The organism is Catenulispora sp. MAP12-49 (genome assembly GCF_041262705.1).
Taxonomy (GTDB): domain Bacteria; phylum Actinomycetota; class Actinomycetes; order Streptomycetales; family Catenulisporaceae; genus Catenulispora.
Map to the genome: position 1 here is coordinate 172014 of NZ_JBGCCP010000017.1, position 15465 is coordinate 187478.

The window sequence follows — 15465 nt, forward strand, 5'->3', positions numbered from 1 at the left end:
CGCCCGGTCTTTCCCGACTTCGCAGCAGCGTCGTTGCCCGTGGCGGCCGTGCCGTTCGCCGCGGCGTCTCCGCCGTCGGTCGCACCGGTCCCGGTCGTCGTCCCGACCTGCTCCTTCGTCGCCAAGCGCGGCCCCTCTCGCGTAGTGGGTGCGCCCAGTGTAACGATCGCCCGGCGGAAGTTGTTTCCCACTCCGGGGAACAACCAGGTCAGACCACCAGAAGGGTGTGGATTCCGGCGTCGGGGAGAGCCGCGGTGAGTCGCTTGCGTCCGTGCAGGAAGCCCAGCTCCATCAGCACCGACAGTCCCACCGGCAGCGCGCCGGCGTCGCGGACCAGGTTGGCGGCCGCGACGGCGGTGCCGCCGGTGGCCAGGATGTCGTCGACGATCATCACGCGCTCGCCGGGTTCGAAGGCGTCGTGGTGGACCTCTATGGTCGCGGTGGCGTATTCAAGCTCGTAGTCCTCGCGGTACGTCGCTCGCGGGAGCTTGCCGGCCTTGCGGACCGGGACGAAGCCGACGCCGGCGGTCAGCGCCACCGGGGCCGCCAGGATGAAGCCCCGCGCCTCCAGGCCCGCCACGCGGGTCGCGCCGGCCGCGCGGACCTGCTCGGCCATCGCCCCGACCACCAGGGCGAACGCCCGGGGGTCGGCGAGCAGCGGGGTGATGTCCTTGAAGACGACGCCCGGCTTCGGGTAGTCCGGGACGTCGAGAATGCCGGTGGCGAGGACCTGAACCAGGTCCTCGCCACCGAGGTTTTCGGGGAAGCTCACTGGAGGGAGCTTACCCTGCGCCTTCGCGCCCGATCGCCACCTCGGGCCTGCTCACACCGCGCGGGGCGGTCCGGGCGGGCCCGGTGCGGGCTAGCGCCGCTTGCCGCTGGGCCGGTTGCGGCCCCGGTCGCCGCGCACCGGCTGGTTGCGCGGGCCGCGGGGGGTGTCCCGCACCTCGCCGGCGCCGGCCGCCTCCAGGTCCTCCGCGTCGCCCTCGTACTCGCCGGCCAGCCGGTCCTGCGTCGGCACGGGGTTGCGCTCGGCGCGGGCCGCGGCCTTGGCCTGGGCGCCGGTCGCCTTGCGCTTGAGGGTGCGCATCTCCGGCTCGCGCTCCTTCAGGTCGGCCAGCAGCGGCGTCGCGATGAAGATCGAGGAGTAGGTGCCCACCGCGATACCGACCAGCAGGGCCAGCGCCAGGTCCTGGAGCACGCCCGCGCCGCCGCTGACCACGGTGCCGGCGAACAGCAGCGCCGCCACCGGGATCAGCGCGATCAGCGAGGTGTTCAGCGAGCGGATCAGGGTCTGGTTGATCGCCAGGTTCGCCGACTGCGTGTAGCTCTGGTCGGTCTTGGTGGAGCCCAGGCCCTTCGTGTTCTCCCGGACCTTGTCGAACACCACGACGGTGTCGTACAGCGAGTAGCCCAGGATCGTCAGGAAGCCGATGACCGTGGCCGGGGAGACCTCGAAGCCGATCAGGGCGTAGATGCCGGCGGTGATCACCAGGTCGTGGATCAGGGCGATGATGCCGGACAGCGCCATCTTCCACTCGTAGAAGATCGCCAGGTACACCATCACCAGCGCCACGAAGATGATCAGACCGGTGATCGCCTTCTGGGTGATCTCATGGCCCCAGGAGCCGGACACCAGGGTGACCGTGACCGCGTTCGGGTTGTCCTTCTGGCCGGCGTCGGTCGCGATCGCCTGGCGCACCTCGGACAGCTGGTTCTGGCTCAGCGGCGTGGTCTTGACGATCACGTGCCGGCCGGTGGAGTCGCTCGAGGTCACGACCTGGGGGTCCTTGACGATCGCCGAGACGGAGTCGGTGATGGTCTTGGTGCTGGCCGTGGGCGACTTGATGTCGAACTGCGACCCGCCCCGGAAGTCCAGGGTGAAGTTCAGGCCGAACACCACCAGGGACACGGCCGAGATGAGCAGAAGCGCGCCGGAGATGGTGTACCAGCGCTTCTGCTTGCCGATGAAGTCGTAGGAGACCTCGCCGCGGTACAGGCGGTTGCCCCAGCTGTTGGAGGCGGACATCAGGCTTCCATCCCTTCCGCGGAGCCCCGGCGGGCGGCGGCACGGCGGTCGACGATCGTCTGGCGGATGCCCGGCGACTTCTTGACGCCCAGGCGGTTGGGATCCAGCCCGGACCACGGGTGGCCGTCGTTGAAGAACTTGCGGCGGGCCAGCAGCGTGACGACCGGCTTGGTGAACATGAACACCACGACGATGTCCAGCAGCGTGGTCAGACCCAGGGTGAAGGCGAAGCCCTTCACCGTGCCGATCGAGACCTCGTACAGGACGAAGGCGGCCAGGAAGGACACGAAGTCCGAGGAGATGATGGTGCGCCGGGCCCGGACCCAGCCGTGGTCCACGGCTGTGCGCAGGGTACGGCCCTCACGGACCTCGTCGCGGAGTCGTTCGAAGAAGATGACGAACGAGTCCGCGGTGATGCCGATGGCGACCACCAGACCCGCGACGCCGGCCAGCGAGAGCCGGAAGCCCATCGCCGGGCCCAGCAGGCTGGCCAGGGCGTAGGTGAGGATCCCGGAGATCACCAGCGAGGACACGGCGACGATCGACAGGCCGCGGTAGTAGGCGATCAGGTACAGGACGACCAGCGCCAGGCCGATCGCGCCGGCGATCAGGCCGGCTTCCAGCTGGTTGCCGGCCAGCGAGGCCGAGATCTGCGAGACGTTGCCCTGGTCGAAGGTGATCGGCAGCGCGCCGTACTTCAGCACGTCGGCCAGGTTCTCGGCGGTCTTCTGGGTGAAGTTGCCGGTGATCTGCGCGTTGCCGTCGGTGATCGGCTGCTGCACGGTGGCCGCGCTGTAGACGACGCCGTCCAGGTCGACGGCGAACTGGCCGCCGTCGGCGTTCAGCGCGGTGGTGACGCGGCCGAAGTCCGCGGTGCCCTTCTTGTCGAAGGACAGGTTCACCTGCCAGGCGCCGGTCAGGAACTGGTTCGCCCCGCCGGCCGTCACCGGGTTGGCCGAGGCGCTGCTCAGGTTCTTGCCGTCGACGTCGGCCGGTTCCAGCAGGTAGGGGACCTTCGCGGTGAAGTCACAGCCGACCGCGTACTGGTTGGCGGCGAACATGTTGCCCAGGTTCGACGGCGGCTTGGTGCAGTCGATGGTCTCGTACAGGTTCAGCGTGGCGGCGTCCGGCTGGGTCTGCTTGACCGAGCCGTCCGGAGCGGTGGTCGCCACCGAGGGCGCCGAGGAGCTCGGCGCGGACGGGGCCGGGGAGCTCGGGGTCGCGGGCGTCGACGGCGTCGAGGCCGCGCTCTTGGAGCTCGCGGTCGCGGTCGCGCTGCCGCTCGGCGTGGTCGGGGTGTTCCCGCTGCCGCTGGTGGAGTCCTTCAGGCCGGAGTCGGCGACCCGGTGCTGGGTGGACGTCGAGGTGCCCGACGGCGAGGAGGGCGTGCTCGGCTTGGACTCGCTGCCGCTGCTCTTGGTCGCCGGCGAGGTCGCCGAGGAGGACGGCTTGGAGCTGGAGGACCCGGACGGCGCGCCGGAGGTGCCCGACGGGCTCGGGCTCGGCGTGGAGGCCTGCGGCGTGTTCGGCGTGACGCTCTGGCGCTGCGGGATGCCGTACTGCGTGACGTCGGGGACGACCGTCCGGAAGTACAGCTTCGCGGTCTGGCCGAGTTCGGCGAGCAGCTCCGAGGAGTTCTTGCCCGGCAGGTCGACCTCGATCGCGTTGTTGCCCTGCTTGGTCACCTCGGCTTCGGACACACCCTGGCCGTTGACGCGGTTGCGCATGATCTGCAGCGCGGTGTCCATGTCGCTGGCCGCCGGGGCCTTGTTGCCGTGGGCGGTCATCACCATGGTGGTGCCGCCGGCCAGATCGATACCGAGCTGGGGCGTGCGGTGCCCGGTGCCGATCATGGTGCCGACCAGCGCCATGATGACGGCGGCCAGCGCCGTCAGGGGGGTCCATGGGCTCGTCTTGCGGTTGCGGGACCGCGGAGCCTTCGATCCGGCCAAGGGATTCGTCCGTCTCTTCGTGTGTCGTGTCGTGTCCGGCGCCGGCGCGTCGGTCACACCCCACGCCGCCCCGCCGCACCGGACCGGGGTTCACGGTCCGTGGCGGCGGTGCGACCTTACAGGTTTTGGCTGTCGAAACCTTTTGTGTCGGTGAGCCTGGTCGCGACCTGGGTCACGACTTCGCCGGCTCGGCGTCCTTGACCTCCTCGGAGGCCTCGGCCGTCGCGGCCTGCCCGGCGGAGCCGTCCGCGGCCTTGGCCGCGGGCTCGTCGTCGGCCGGCGCGGCGTCCTGAGCGGGCACGGCGTCCTGCACGGAGTGCGGCGCGTCGCCGATGCCGCCGGGGGTCGGCGCGTCCTGGCCGTCCACGGCGTCGCTCTCGGCGTCGCCCTCGGCCTCGGTCTCGGCCTCGTCGTCCAGGATGATGCCGACGATCGCGGGCTTGCCGAACTTGATGCGCGTCCCCGGGGTGGTCTCCACGATGGCCCAGTCGTCACCGACCTCGACGATGGTGCCCATGATCTGGGCGGTGGTCCGCACCTGGGCACCGGGCTGGAGGTGCTGCAGCATGTCGGACTGCTGCGACCGCGCACGCTTTTGCGGACGGATCATCATGAAGTAGAACATGGCCCCGATCAGGACGATCCAGATCAGGAAGACGGGAGATCCCATAGGTGTCGCTGGTCCTTGGTGAAGACCGCCGGCGCCGGGCCGGGAGGTCGTTGATGGGCGGTGGGGGGCACCGCCCGACTCGCGGGAGTTTATGCGAGCGGATACGCCCCGAACAACGGTCCGGGGCCTACGGCCGGTTCCCGTGACCCAACGTAGTCGAAATCATCCGGAACTTGTGAACCCCCAGAGCCGCATGAGCCGGCCGATGGCTGGTGGGGACGATGTTCCCGATGGTGTGCCACCAGTTCGCGTGAGATGTCCGATATCGAATGGGTATTGACGGCGTTCACCGGTTCACGGTGCGCTGAGCCCGAAATGCGCCCACGCCGCGGCGGTCGCGATCCGGCCCCGCGGCGTGCGCGCCAGCAGGCCCTCGCGGACCAGGAACGGCTCGGCGACCTCCTCGACCGTCTCGGACTCCTCCCCCACCGCCACGGCCAGCGTGGACAGCCCCACCGGGCCGCCGCCGAACAGCTTGAGCAGGGCGTGCAGCACCGCGCGGTCCAGGCGGTCCAGGCCGCGCTCGTCCACCTCGTAGACGTCCAGGGCGGCCCTGGCGATGCCCAGGTCCACCGCGCCGTCGGCCTTCACCTCGGCGTAGTCCCGGACCCGGCGCAGCAGCCGGTTGGCGATGCGCGGGGTGCCGCGCGAGCGCCCCGCCAGCTCTTTCGCGCCATCGGTGTCGATCCGCACGTTCAAGAGCCGCGCCGAGCGGTTGACCACGTACTCCAGGTCGGCGGCGGAGTAGAACTCCAGGTGCGCGGTGAACCCGAAGCGGTCGCGCAGCGGCGCCGGCAGCAGCCCGGAGCGCGTGGTGGCGCCGACGAGCGTGAACGGCGGAAGTTCCAGCGGGATCGCGGTGGCGCCGGGGCCCTTGCCGACGATCACGTCGACCCGGAAGTCCTCCATCGCCATGTAGAGCATCTCCTCGGCGGGCCGGGACATGCGGTGGATCTCGTCGACGAACAGCACCTCGCCGTCGGACAGCGAGGAAAGGATCGCCGCCAGGTCCCCGGCGTGCTGGATGGCCGGCCCGGAGGTGATGCGGATCGGCGTCTGCAGCTCGTTGGCGATGATCATCGACAACGTGGTCTTGCCGAGCCCGGGGGGCCCGGACAGCAGGATGTGGTCCGGGGACGCCTGGCGCATCCGGGCCGCGTCCAGCACCAGCGAGAGCTGGTCGCGCACCTTGGGCTGCCCGACGAACTCGGCCAGCCGCTTGGGCCGCAGCGCCGCCTCGGCCGCCTGCTCCTCGGCGTCGCCGGTGACGGCGGTGCCGGAGACGAGGCGTTCGGTTTCGTGGTCCACGGCGGCGGTTCTCCTACGATCTGTTCAGGGTGCTCGGGACGGGCTCGGGGTCCATCGTGTCAGGGCGTGGCGACCCTACTTCTTCATGGTCCGCAGCGCCGCCTTCAACAGCGGCCCGAGCTGCACGGTCTGCCCCGCCGCCTCCTGCTCGGCGGCCAGCGGGCCGACCGCGCTCACCGCGTCGTCGGCCTCGCGCGCCGACCAGCCCAGACCCGTCAGCGCCTCCAGCAGCTGCACGCGCCAGGAGCCCAGGCCCGCGCGGCTCCAGCCGTTCTGCGCCTGCCCCGGCACCGCGCCGGTCGGCGGGCCCAGGCGCTCCTTGAGCTCCAGCAGCAGCCGCTGCGCGCCCTTCTTGCCGATCCCCGGGACCTGCGTCAGGGCGGCCTCGTCGCCGGTCATGAAGATGGTCCGCAGCGTGTCGGGCGCGTGCACCGAGAGCATCGCCTGCGCCACCTTCGGGCCGATGCCGCTGGCGGTCTGCAAGAGCTCGAAGACGGCGCGCTCGTCGTCGGTGGCGAAGCCGTAGAGGGTCAGCGAGTCCTCGCGGACCACCATCGCGGTGAAGAGCTTGGCCTTCTCCCCCACGGTCAGCCCGGCCAGCGTGCCGGGGCCGCAGTGCACGAGCATCCCGACGCCGCCCACCTCGACCACGGCGCTGGTCGGGTTCACCATGGCCACCGGGCCGGACACGAAGGCGATCACGCGCCACTCCTCACTGTGCTGTTCACCTGCTGTGCACGTTCTTCGAAGTCACCGCTGCTTGGCGATCGCCGCGGCCAGCCGGCTCTGCGCCGTCCCCCGCCAGATGTGGCAGATGGCCAGCGCCGCGGCGTCGGCGGCGTCGGCGGGCTTGGGCGGCTCGGTCAGCCGCAGCACCCGCGCCACCATCATCCCGACCTGACTCTTGTCCGCCCGCCCCGACCCGCTGATCGCCGCCTTGACCTCGCTGGGAGTGTGCAGCGCGACCGGCAGCCCGTGCCGCGCGGCCACCAGCATCGCCACCGCGCTGGCCTGCGCGGTGCCCATCACGGTGCTGACGTTGTGCTGGCTGAAGACCCGCTCGACGGCCACCGCCTCGGGCCGGTGCTCGGCGAGCCACTCCTCCAGCCCCTTCTCGATCTCCAGCAGCCGCCGCGAGAGGTCCATGGTCGCCGGGGTGCGGATGACGCCGACCCCGACCAGCGTCAGCGGCCGCCCGGGCCGCCCCTCGACGACCCCCACGCCGCATCGCGTCAGACCCGGATCGACCCCCAGCACCCGCACGCGCGCCGACCTCCGTCGCCTGGAACAGCAGTTCTCTTGTTCAGGGAAGCCTAGCGTCGTGGGCCACCAGAACGACGGAGCCGGGCCGCCTCAGCCGCCCGGCTCCGTCAAAACCCGCGCCCATCAGGCGTCGATCTTCTCCATGACCTCGTCGGAGACGTCGAAGTTGGCGTAGACGTTCTGCACGTCGTCGCTGTCCTCCAGCGCCTCGATGAGGCGGAAGACCTTGCGCGCGCCGTCCTCGTCCAGCTCCACCTGCACCGAGGGCAGGAAGGGCGACTCGGCCGACTCGTAGTCGATCCCGGCGCCCTGCAGCGCGGTGCGGACCGGGATCAGGTCCCCGGCCTCGCTGACCACCTCGAAGGACTCGCCGAGGTCGTTGACCTCCTCGGCGCCGGCCTCGAGCACGGCCATCAGGATGTCGTCCTCGGTCAGGTTCCCGGCCTTGGGGACGAGCACGACACCCTTGCGGGCGAACATGTACGACACCGAGCCCGGGTCGGCCATCGAGCCGCCGTTGCGGGTCATGGCCACGCGCACCTCGGAGGCGGCGCGGTTGCGGTTGTCGGTCAGGCACTCGATCAGGACCGCCACGCCGTTCGGGGCGTAGCCCTCGTACATGATGGTCTGCCAGTCGGCGCCGCCGGCCTCGGCACCGGAGCCGCGCTTGATCGCGCGGTCGATGTTGTCGGCCGGGACCGAGTTCTTCTTGGCCTTCTGTACCGCGTCGAAGAGCGTGGGGTTACCCGTGACATCTCCGCCGCCGGTCTTGGCCGCGACTTCGATGTTCTTGATCAGCCGGGCGAACAGCTTGCCGCGCTTGGCGTCGATGACCGCCTTCTTGTGCTTGGTGGTCGCCCATTTGGAGTGGCCGGACATTACCCCTGCTCCCTAACTACGAATTCATTCAGGCTGCGCCGCGTCCGTGCACCATCGCCACGAAGTACTCGTGCACGCGGTGGTCCGCGGTCAGCTCCGGATGGAAGGACGTCGCCAGCAGGTTTCCCTGCCGGACCGCGACGATCCTACCGATAGCCGGGCCACTGGTGACGCGAGCCAGCACCTCGACACCCTCGTCGAGCTCCTCCACCCACGGTGCGCGGATGAAGACGCCGGTCAGTTCGCCACTGTACTTATCAGCGACTTCGCCGCGGGCGTCGAAGGAGATCGGCTCCTCGAAGGACTCCGTCTGCCGTCCGAAAGCGTTGCGCCGCACGGTGATCGGCAGCCCGCCGAAGGTCTCCTGGCCGACGGCGGCGTCGGTGATCCGGTCGGCCAGCATGATCATTCCGGCGCAGGTGCCGAAGACCGGCATCCCCTCGGCGATCCGCTTGCGGACGGGGGCGAACATGTCGGCGTTGGTGGCGAGCTTCCACATCGCGGTGGACTCCCCGCCCGGGACCACGAGCGCGTCGACCGCGTCCAGATCGGCCGGGCGGCGGACCAGCGCGGTGGTCGCGCCGATCGCCTTCAGGGACGCGACGTGCTCGCGGAAGTCGCCTTGCAGCGCGAGCACGCCGATCGTCTTGGTGGTCGTCTGTGCTGGCGTCTGTGTTGCCGTCTCCGCCATGCGGTTACCAGCCGCGGGAGGCGTAGCGCTGCTCGGCCGGCAGCGTGTCCAGGTTGATCCCGACGATCGCCTCGCCGAGGTTGCGGGAGACCTTGGCGATCAGGTCCGCGTCGTCGTAGTGCGTGGTGGCCTCGACGATGGCCTTGGCGCGCTTCTCCGGGTCGCCGGACTTGAAGATGCCCGAGCCCACGAACACGCCCTCGGCGCCGAGCTGCATCATCATCGCGGCGTCGGCCGGGGTGGCGATGCCGCCGGCGGTGAACAGCACGACCGGCAGCTTGCCGGTGCGCGCGACCTCCTTGACCAGCTCGTAGGGCGCCTGGTGGTTCTTGGCGGCCAGGAAGAGCTCGGACTCGTCCAGGGTGGTGAGCTTGCGGATGTCGGCGCGCAGCTGGCGCATGTGCCGGGTGGCCTCGACCACGTTGCCGGTGCCGGCCTCGCCCTTGGAGCGGATCATCGCCGCGCCCTCGGCGATCCGGCGCAGGGCCTCGCCCAGGTTGGTGGCGCCGCAGACGAAGGGGACGGTGAAGGCCCACTTGTCGATGTGGTGGGTCTCGTCGGCCGGGGTGAGCACCTCGGACTCGTCGATGTAGTCCACGCCGAGCGCCTGCAGCACCTGGGCCTCGACGAAGTGGCCGATCCGGGCCTTGGCCATGACCGGGATGGAGACGGCCTCGATGATGCCGTCGACCATGTCCGGGTCGCTCATCCGCGCCACGCCGCCGTCCTTGCGGATGTCGGCGGGCACCCGCTCCAGGGCCATGACCGCGACCGCGCCGGCGTCCTCGGCGATCTTGGCCTGCTCGGGGGTGACGACGTCCATGATCACGCCGCCCTTGAGCATCTCGGCCATGCCGCGCTTGACGCGGGCGGTACCGACTTCGGGTGCCTGAGCGCTGTTCTCGTTCACGGACACGGAGGACCTCACAGGGGGAAGGATTGTCGGATGAGCGGACTGCTCCCGGAGCACCATCCTAGAGGGCGCGCAAGCGTGATCCACCTGACAATGTGGCCAGGTCAGGATGCGGGAGTGGACGGTGAGGCGGCTTGCGTCCGATGAGGCTTGTCATATTTGCTGGTCGGTGACGGTCCTTACACTCGCGCCAGTCCCCCACCACCCTCGGCTACGCCGCGGCCATGCCCCGCAAACCGAGGGGTTCCTCGTCATCCATCTCGAAGGTGTCGGGGAACGGCGCGTGCCCGGCCAGCCGGAACCACCGCACCAGCCGCTGCCGCCGCAGGACCCAGGTGACCCGCACCGCGTCGTTGTAGAAGTGCCGCGCCAACTGCACCCGCCGGCACGAGGAGTCCAGCTCGACCAGCAGCGCGCCCCCGCCGGGCCGCTCCTTGAGCCCCAGGCTCTCCTTCGGATCGTCGAACACGTCCCGCAGCACCCGCGTCAGATTCGTCTCGGCGAGGTCGCGGGACTCGGCGGCGGCTTCGCGCGCGGTGTGCGCGGCGTCGTCGAGCAGGATCGAGGCGGCCGGATCCAGCAGCCGCGAGGCCGCCAGGTCCAGCGAGACCGACGCGCGCCGCACGAGCTGCGCGTCGAGCGCGGCCCACGCGGCGTCCCGGCGGGTGTGCAGCCGGTCCAGCCGGTTGGCGGTCCAGCTGAGGTAGACGCCGATGAGCAGGACGACCGCTGCGGCGTAGACGAGGACGGACACGGAGGGTCAGCCTAGTGGGCCCGGACGGGTCTGGGCTGCGTGGTTGAGGAGTGGACGGGTGCGGACGGGGCGCGGACAGGTCCGTGGGGGTGCACGCACCCCCGCCGTTTCGGCATGCCTGCACGATCGTGCGGCGGCTGCGGGTTCCCGATGCTGGAAGCATGTGCGACAAGGCATCCGGCCTGGGCCCGGCGCTCGGCAGTCTGCTGGAAACCGTGCGGCGCCGCACCACGCTGAAAGCCGCCGACCTGCCGCGATTCCCCGCGCGCGTCGAGGACGGCGTCCACTTCTGCCTGGCGACATTGCTGCGCGGCTGGCCGGACGGCCGGACACGGGTCCTGATCTCGGTGTCGGCCAGGGACGGCCGGCTCGGCGTCGTCCTGTTCGATCCGGAGACCACTGACATCGCGCACATCGCCACCGCGGCCGGCTGGGAGGCCGTCGCCGGACGCATCGCGGCGCTCAAGGGCACCGTGGCATCGGGCCCCAACTTCGGCGGGTTGATCATCACGATCGATATTCCCGTTGCGGGGCGGAACGCCGCCCTGTAGACGATGAGCATGCAGGGGGTGACGAGGTCCAGTCCGCGACCGGGTCGGAACCGCCGCCCGAAGAGTCCTGAGCCGCTTCGCCGCCTCGCTCAGGCGTCGTTCACTCCTTCACTCCTTCGCGGCCCGCGCCCGGTACGCCGCGACCGTCGTCCGGCTCGCGCACGCGTTCCCGCAGAAGCGGCGCGTGCGGTTGCGGGACTGGTCCACGAAGTAGTTCCCGCAGCCGTCGGCGGCGCAGCGGCCCAGGGTCACGGCCGGGTCGCCGGCCGCGACCAGGGCCAGCTTGGCGGCGACGAGCTGGCCGAGCCAGCGTTCGGCGGGGGCGCCGTTGCGGCTGAAGTGGATGTGCCAGAAGCCGGTGCCGTCGTGGTCGGACAGGTGCATCTCCGGCGGGTAGTCGCGCAGGAGCCGGTGGACCGCGTCGGGCGCGGTGCCGTCGACGAGCTGGGCCAGCGCCGTGGCGACCAGGTGCGGCAGGCCTCCGTAGGCGCCGTCCGGCGGGGGTGTGACCTCGTGCTGGTCGAAGAAGTCCGCGACCAGCTCGCCGCCCAGGTCCAGGGTGCCGGTGTTGGCCAGCTCCACGGCCAGCCGGGTCACGTTGCCAATGTAGTCACCGTATTGCACTTGACCGCCTACATCGTGGATTCCTAAGGTAGGCACCATGATAGCTGACACCACCTACACGGCTCGCCGCCTGTGGCTGCTCGGGGAGTGGGACGCCGCGCTCTCCGCCCTCGGCCCGGACGCGGACCCCGAGCTGCGTGCCGAGATAGCCGTCGAGCGCTGGTTCTTCCAATGGGCCGGGCACGACGAGGCCGAGCAGGCCGTCGCCGTCCTGGACCAGGGCACCCCGGCGGCGCAGGTGCTGCGGGCGCGGCTGGCCTACAGCCGCTTGCTCTTCCGCCGCGACCCGCGCCCCGACGACCGCGCCGCCTCCGAGGCCGGCTATCAGGAGGCCGTGCAGCTCAGCGACGGCGCCGCACTCGGCTGGGCGGAGTTCCACTGGGGCACCCTGCTCGACAACATCGACGAGGACGCGGACGCCGCTCGCCCGCACTTCGAGACAGCGCTCGAACTCGCGGTGAAGCACGGCGACGCGGCGCTGGAGGCGATCGCCGTCCGTCACCTGGCGCCGTACCAGGACCCCGCGGGGGCGATCCGGATGCTGCGACGCTCGCTGCACCTGCGGACGGCCCTCGGCGCCCGGGCGTACTCGGTCGCCGCGCAGGCCACCCTGGCCGCCGCCCTGCCCGAGGACGACCCCGAGCGCGCCGACCTGACCGAGGCCTACCTCGCCGGCGCGGAGGCGCTGGGAATCGTGTGGCTGCTCGGCGGCGGGACCGGGTCCACCGAGGACTTCAAGGACTGAGGCGCGGCCGGCAGAAACAATTCGGCCCGGGCGATCGCATCACCCGGGCCGACACAGCGTGTTGAGGTAAGACCGCCTCAGAGCTCCAGCGGCTCAGAGGTCCAGCGCCCAGCACTTCACAGCTCCAGCGCCCAGCACCTCACGGCTCCAGCGCCTCGTCGATCCGCAGCACGTCCACCACCGCGGACCGTCCGACCGGCGCCGTCGTCACCATCTCGTACACCGCCAGCAGGTCCTTGGCCACCACCGACCAGTCGTAGCGCCGCACCGCCAGCGACGCGGCGGCCGAGAGCTGCTCGCGGTCGGCGGCGTCGCCCAGCAGCTCGATCGCGGCCTTGGCCAGGGCCTGGGCGTCGCCGGTGGGGAACATGCGGCCGACCGTGCCGCCCTCCAGGACCAGGCCGAACGCGTCCAGGTCGCTGGCCAGCACCGGGGCGCCGGCCGACATGGCCTCGACCAGGATGATGCCGAAGCTCTCGCCGCCGAGGTTGGGGGCGACGTAGACGTCCACGCTGGAGAGCAGGCGTGCCTTGTCCACGTCGGAGAGCCGGCCCAGGAACTCCACCTGGCCGCGGACGTCCTCCGGCAGCAGGTCCGCCGCCTCCTCGATGTCGCCGCCGCCGAGGACCAGCAGGCGGACGCCGGGCCGCGCGGCCGCGATCTCCGGGAACGCCGCCAGCAGCGTGGGCAGGCCCTTGCGCTCCTCCAGGCGGCCGATGAAGGCCAGGGTGCCGCCCTGGCCGGGCTGCGTCTGCCATTCGGCCTTGGGCTCGGCGCGCTCGTAGAAGCCGACGTCCACGCCGTTGGGGATCACCACGGCGTCGCCGCCCAGGTGCTCGACCAGGGTGCGGCGGGCGTATTCGGACACCGCGATGCGGGCGCTGATCTTCTCCAGCGTGGGCTGCAGGATCGGGTAGGCGACGGTCATCGCGCGCGAGCGCGGGTTGGCGGTGTGGAAGGTGGCCACGATCGGCCCGGAGCCGGCCCAGCAGGCCAGCATCGACAGGCTCGGGGAGGACGGCTCGTGCACGTGCAGCACGTCGAAGGCGCCGTCGTGCAGCCAGCGCCGGACCCGGGCGGCGGACAGGAAGCCGAAGTTCACGCGCGCCACCGAGCCGTTGTACGGCACCGGCACCGCACGGCCGGCGTGCGTGACGTACGCCGGCAGCGCCGCCTCGTCGTCGGCCGGGGCCAGCACCGAGACCTCGTGGCCCAGCCGGATCAGGTGCACGGCCAGGTCTCGGACGTGGTTCTGCACGCCGCCGGGGATGTCCCACGCGTAGGGGCAGACCACGCCGATCTTCACGGCGCCTCCTGGGCGGAGGGTTCCGCGGGCTCTGCGGACTCTGAGGGCTCTGAGGGCTCTGCGGGCTCTGCGGGCTCTGCGGGCTTTGGGGGTTTTGCGGACTCCGAAGGCTCCGCAGCCTCCGCCGCCGACTGCTCCGGCACCACCACCGCCGTGGCCTTGGGTGCCTTGGCGGGGTCCAGGTCGGCGAGGAAGAACTTCTGCATCATGTGCCAGTCCGCGGGATGCGCGGCGATGCCCTCGGCATAGTTGTCGGCGAGCTGCTGGCACATCACGGCCACCTTCTCGGGCCGCTTGCCGTCCTCCGGGACCGGGATCTCGGGGCGCACCCTTACGCTCATCCGACCATACGACGGATACCAGAGCTGCACCGGCAGCAGCACCGCGCCGGTCTGCACCGCCAGCGCCGCGGGCCCCGCCGCGATCCGCGTGGCCTCCCCGAACATCGTCACCTGCGCGCCGCTGGCGCTCAGGTCCCGGTCGGCGACCAGCGCCACGGACTTGCCGGCCCGCAGCCGCCGGGCCAGTGTGCCGAAGACCGAGGGGCCGCCGTCGTGCGGCAGCACCTCCATGCCCAGGCCCCGCCGGTAGTCCAGGAACTTCTCCGCCACCGACTCCGGCTTGAGGTGCTCGGCGACGGTGGTGAAGCCCTCGCCCATGTAGTTCACCAGCCACACCCCGGCGTGGTCGTAGTTGCCGGTGTGGCCCAGCGCCATGATCACGCCGCGCCCGGAGTCCAGCGCGTCCTGGAGCCGCTTGATGTCCTCGGCGGGGAAGTCGACGCTGTCCATGATCCGCTCGCGGCTCCACGTCGGGGCGCGGAACTGCTCGCAGTACTGCCGCAACGCCGAGCGCATCGCCCGGTGCGACATCTCCCGCAGTTCCTTCTCCGGCGTGTCCTTGCCCAGGACGCGCAACAGGTTCTTCTCCAGCTGCCGCACCCCGCCGCCGCGCTTGGCCCAGAGCCGGTCGGCGATGAAATCGAACAGCCGGTACGCCGTGCGCTCCGGCAGCAGCTTCACCGCCGTCCAGGCCGCCCCGTAGCCCCAGCTGACGAAACGCTCCTTGGTGCTCTCCCCGCTCACGCCGACGTCTCCCCCTCCTCGGCCTCGGCCTTCTGCTCTGCCTGGGCCTTCTGCTCGGCCTCGGCCTTCTGCTCGGGCCGGGCCTTGACCAGCAGTTCTGTGCGAACCAGCCACACCCGCTGCGTGAGTGTGACGAGGGACCCGATGGCGATGGCCCACAGCGCGACCGCCTGGATGTAGGGCACGCCGAGCCCGGCGAGCCCGGTCGCCACCAGCGACCCGACGAGCCGCTCGCTGCGCTCGACGTAGCCGACGTTCGCGTCCACCCCGAGGCCCTCGGCCCGGGCCCGGGCGTACGACACCACAGCGCCGAGCCCCATGATCGCCAGACAGACCCCGAACAGGACCGGCTGGTTCCCGCCGCGCCCGAACCACCACGCCAGGCCGCCGAAGATCGCCGCGTCCGCGAGCCGGTCGAGCGTGGAGTCCCAGAAGGCGCCGAACTTGTCCTCGCGCTGCACCATCCGCGCCATGGTCCCGTCGACCAGGTCGGAGAACACGAACGCGGTGATGACCACGGTCCCGACGAAGAACGACCCCCGCGGGTAGAAGCACAGCGCGCCGGCGATCACGCCGAGCGTGCCGACCAGCGTCACCGCGTCCGGGCTGATCCCCTTGCTCAGGAAGAATCGGGCGGTCGGGGTGAAGATGGCAGTGAAGAAGGCACGCGCGTAACGGTTGAGCATGACCGTCCT

General features: G+C 71.0%; 17 protein-coding genes. 2 read left to right on the top strand and 15 right to left on the bottom strand.

The genetic code is table 11. The features are described 5' to 3' along the window. Positions 1-208: 208 nt before the first annotated feature. From ABIA35_RS28320 to ABIA35_RS28370, 11 genes are all read right to left on the bottom strand, one after another. Positions 209-772: an adenine phosphoribosyltransferase gene (locus tag ABIA35_RS28320; protein ID WP_370359895.1), complete on the bottom strand. Its 564-nt coding sequence runs from the start codon at positions 770-772 to the stop codon at positions 209-211. Between the two features lie 90 nt (positions 773-862). Next, positions 863-2029: a protein translocase subunit SecF gene (gene secF / locus ABIA35_RS28325; protein WP_370341792.1), complete on the bottom strand. Its 1167-nt coding sequence runs from the start codon at positions 2027-2029 to the stop codon at positions 863-865. Next, positions 2029-3981 carry a protein translocase subunit SecD gene (gene secD, locus ABIA35_RS28330; protein ID WP_370341794.1) on the bottom strand — a complete coding sequence of 651 codons (1953 nt, stop codon included), beginning with the start codon at positions 3979-3981 and terminating at the stop codon, positions 2029-2031. Before secD ends, secF begins: the two co-directional genes overlap by 1 nt. A gap of 172 nt (positions 3982-4153) precedes the next feature. After that, a complete protein-coding gene (gene yajC / locus ABIA35_RS28335; RefSeq protein WP_370359896.1) occupies positions 4154-4651 on the bottom strand; it encodes a preprotein translocase subunit YajC in 498 nt (165 codons plus the stop codon). Positions 4652-4945: 294 nt separating this feature from the next. Further along, positions 4946-5959 carry a Holliday junction branch migration DNA helicase RuvB gene (gene ruvB / locus ABIA35_RS28340; RefSeq protein WP_370341796.1) on the bottom strand — a complete coding sequence of 338 codons (1014 nt, stop codon included), beginning with the start codon at positions 5957-5959 and terminating at the stop codon, positions 4946-4948. A 75-nt stretch (positions 5960-6034) separates the two neighbouring features. Beyond that, a complete protein-coding gene (gene ruvA, locus ABIA35_RS28345) occupies positions 6035-6661 on the bottom strand; it encodes a Holliday junction branch migration protein RuvA (RefSeq protein ID WP_370341797.1) in 627 nt (208 codons plus the stop codon). A 48-nt stretch (positions 6662-6709) separates the two neighbouring features. Continuing rightward, complete coding sequence (gene ruvC / locus ABIA35_RS28350) at positions 6710-7222, bottom strand: crossover junction endodeoxyribonuclease RuvC (protein ID WP_370341798.1); 513 nt, start codon at positions 7220-7222, stop codon at positions 6710-6712. Between the two features lie 123 nt (positions 7223-7345). Further along, the gene (locus ABIA35_RS28355; RefSeq protein WP_370341799.1) at positions 7346-8101 is read right to left on the bottom strand and encodes a YebC/PmpR family DNA-binding transcriptional regulator; all 756 of its coding nucleotides are present in this window, start codon (positions 8099-8101) and stop codon (positions 7346-7348) included. Between the two features lie 28 nt (positions 8102-8129). Next, positions 8130-8792 (bottom strand): pyridoxal 5'-phosphate synthase glutaminase subunit PdxT, encoded by a 663-nt coding sequence (gene pdxT, locus ABIA35_RS28360; protein WP_370341800.1) that lies wholly within the window; start codon positions 8790-8792, stop codon positions 8130-8132. A 4-nt stretch (positions 8793-8796) separates the two neighbouring features. Beyond that, entirely contained in the window at positions 8797-9708 is a 912-nt protein-coding gene (pdxS, locus tag ABIA35_RS28365; protein ID WP_370341801.1) for a pyridoxal 5'-phosphate synthase lyase subunit PdxS, read from the bottom strand. Between the two features lie 208 nt (positions 9709-9916). Beyond that, the gene (locus ABIA35_RS28370) at positions 9917-10459 is read right to left on the bottom strand and encodes a hypothetical protein (protein WP_370341802.1); all 543 of its coding nucleotides are present in this window, start codon (positions 10457-10459) and stop codon (positions 9917-9919) included. A gap of 161 nt (positions 10460-10620) precedes the next feature. Between ABIA35_RS28370 and ABIA35_RS28375 the strand changes: the two genes are divergently transcribed. After that, entirely contained in the window at positions 10621-11010 is a 390-nt protein-coding gene (locus ABIA35_RS28375) for a hypothetical protein (protein WP_370359897.1), read from the top strand. A 108-nt stretch (positions 11011-11118) separates the two neighbouring features. On the opposite strand, the gene ABIA35_RS28380 is transcribed toward ABIA35_RS28375, so the two are convergent. Further along, the gene (locus ABIA35_RS28380) at positions 11119-11607 is read right to left on the bottom strand and encodes a CGNR zinc finger domain-containing protein (protein WP_370341804.1); all 489 of its coding nucleotides are present in this window, start codon (positions 11605-11607) and stop codon (positions 11119-11121) included. Between the two features lie 64 nt (positions 11608-11671). Between ABIA35_RS28380 and ABIA35_RS28385 the strand changes: the two genes are divergently transcribed. Continuing rightward, positions 11672-12379 (top strand): hypothetical protein, encoded by a 708-nt coding sequence (locus ABIA35_RS28385; RefSeq protein ID WP_370359898.1) that lies wholly within the window; start codon positions 11672-11674, stop codon positions 12377-12379. 139 nt (positions 12380-12518) lie between these two features. Here the strand turns inward: ABIA35_RS28385 and ABIA35_RS28390 are convergent, their stop codons facing one another. Genes ABIA35_RS28390 through pgsA form a run of 3 tightly spaced genes read right to left on the bottom strand, consistent with a single transcriptional unit; the run spans position 12519 to position 15456 of the window. Next, positions 12519-13685, bottom strand: coding sequence for a glycosyltransferase family 4 protein (locus tag ABIA35_RS28390; protein WP_370341807.1), 1167 nt, complete (start codon positions 13683-13685; stop codon positions 12519-12521). Further along, positions 13682-14770, bottom strand: coding sequence for a phosphatidylinositol mannoside acyltransferase (locus ABIA35_RS28395; RefSeq protein ID WP_370359899.1), 1089 nt, complete (start codon positions 14768-14770; stop codon positions 13682-13684). Before ABIA35_RS28395 ends, ABIA35_RS28390 begins: the two co-directional genes overlap by 4 nt. Continuing rightward, positions 14767-15456 (bottom strand): phosphatidylinositol phosphate synthase, encoded by a 690-nt coding sequence (gene pgsA / locus ABIA35_RS28400; RefSeq protein ID WP_370359900.1) that lies wholly within the window; start codon positions 15454-15456, stop codon positions 14767-14769. The genes ABIA35_RS28395 and pgsA overlap by 4 nt, the downstream gene beginning before the upstream one ends. Positions 15457-15465 lie beyond the last annotated feature (9 nt).

Coding starts and splice junctions, on each gene's coding strand:
- ABIA35_RS28375 (WP_370359897.1), top strand. CDS start 10,621: ATGTGCGACAAGGCATCCGGCCTGGGCCCGGCGCTCGGCAGTCTGCTG.
- pdxT (WP_370341800.1), bottom strand. CDS start 8,792: ATGGCGGAGACGGCAACACAGACGCCAGCACAGACGACCACCAAGACG.
- yajC (WP_370359896.1), bottom strand. CDS start 4,651: ATGGGATCTCCCGTCTTCCTGATCTGGATCGTCCTGATCGGGGCCATG.
- pgsA (WP_370359900.1), bottom strand. CDS start 15,456: ATGCTCAACCGTTACGCGCGTGCCTTCTTCACTGCCATCTTCACCCCG.
- secF (WP_370341792.1), bottom strand. CDS start 2,029: ATGTCCGCCTCCAACAGCTGGGGCAACCGCCTGTACCGCGGCGAGGTC.
- ABIA35_RS28355 (WP_370341799.1), bottom strand. CDS start 8,101: ATGTCCGGCCACTCCAAATGGGCGACCACCAAGCACAAGAAGGCGGTC.
- ABIA35_RS28385 (WP_370359898.1), top strand. CDS start 11,672: ATGATAGCTGACACCACCTACACGGCTCGCCGCCTGTGGCTGCTCGGG.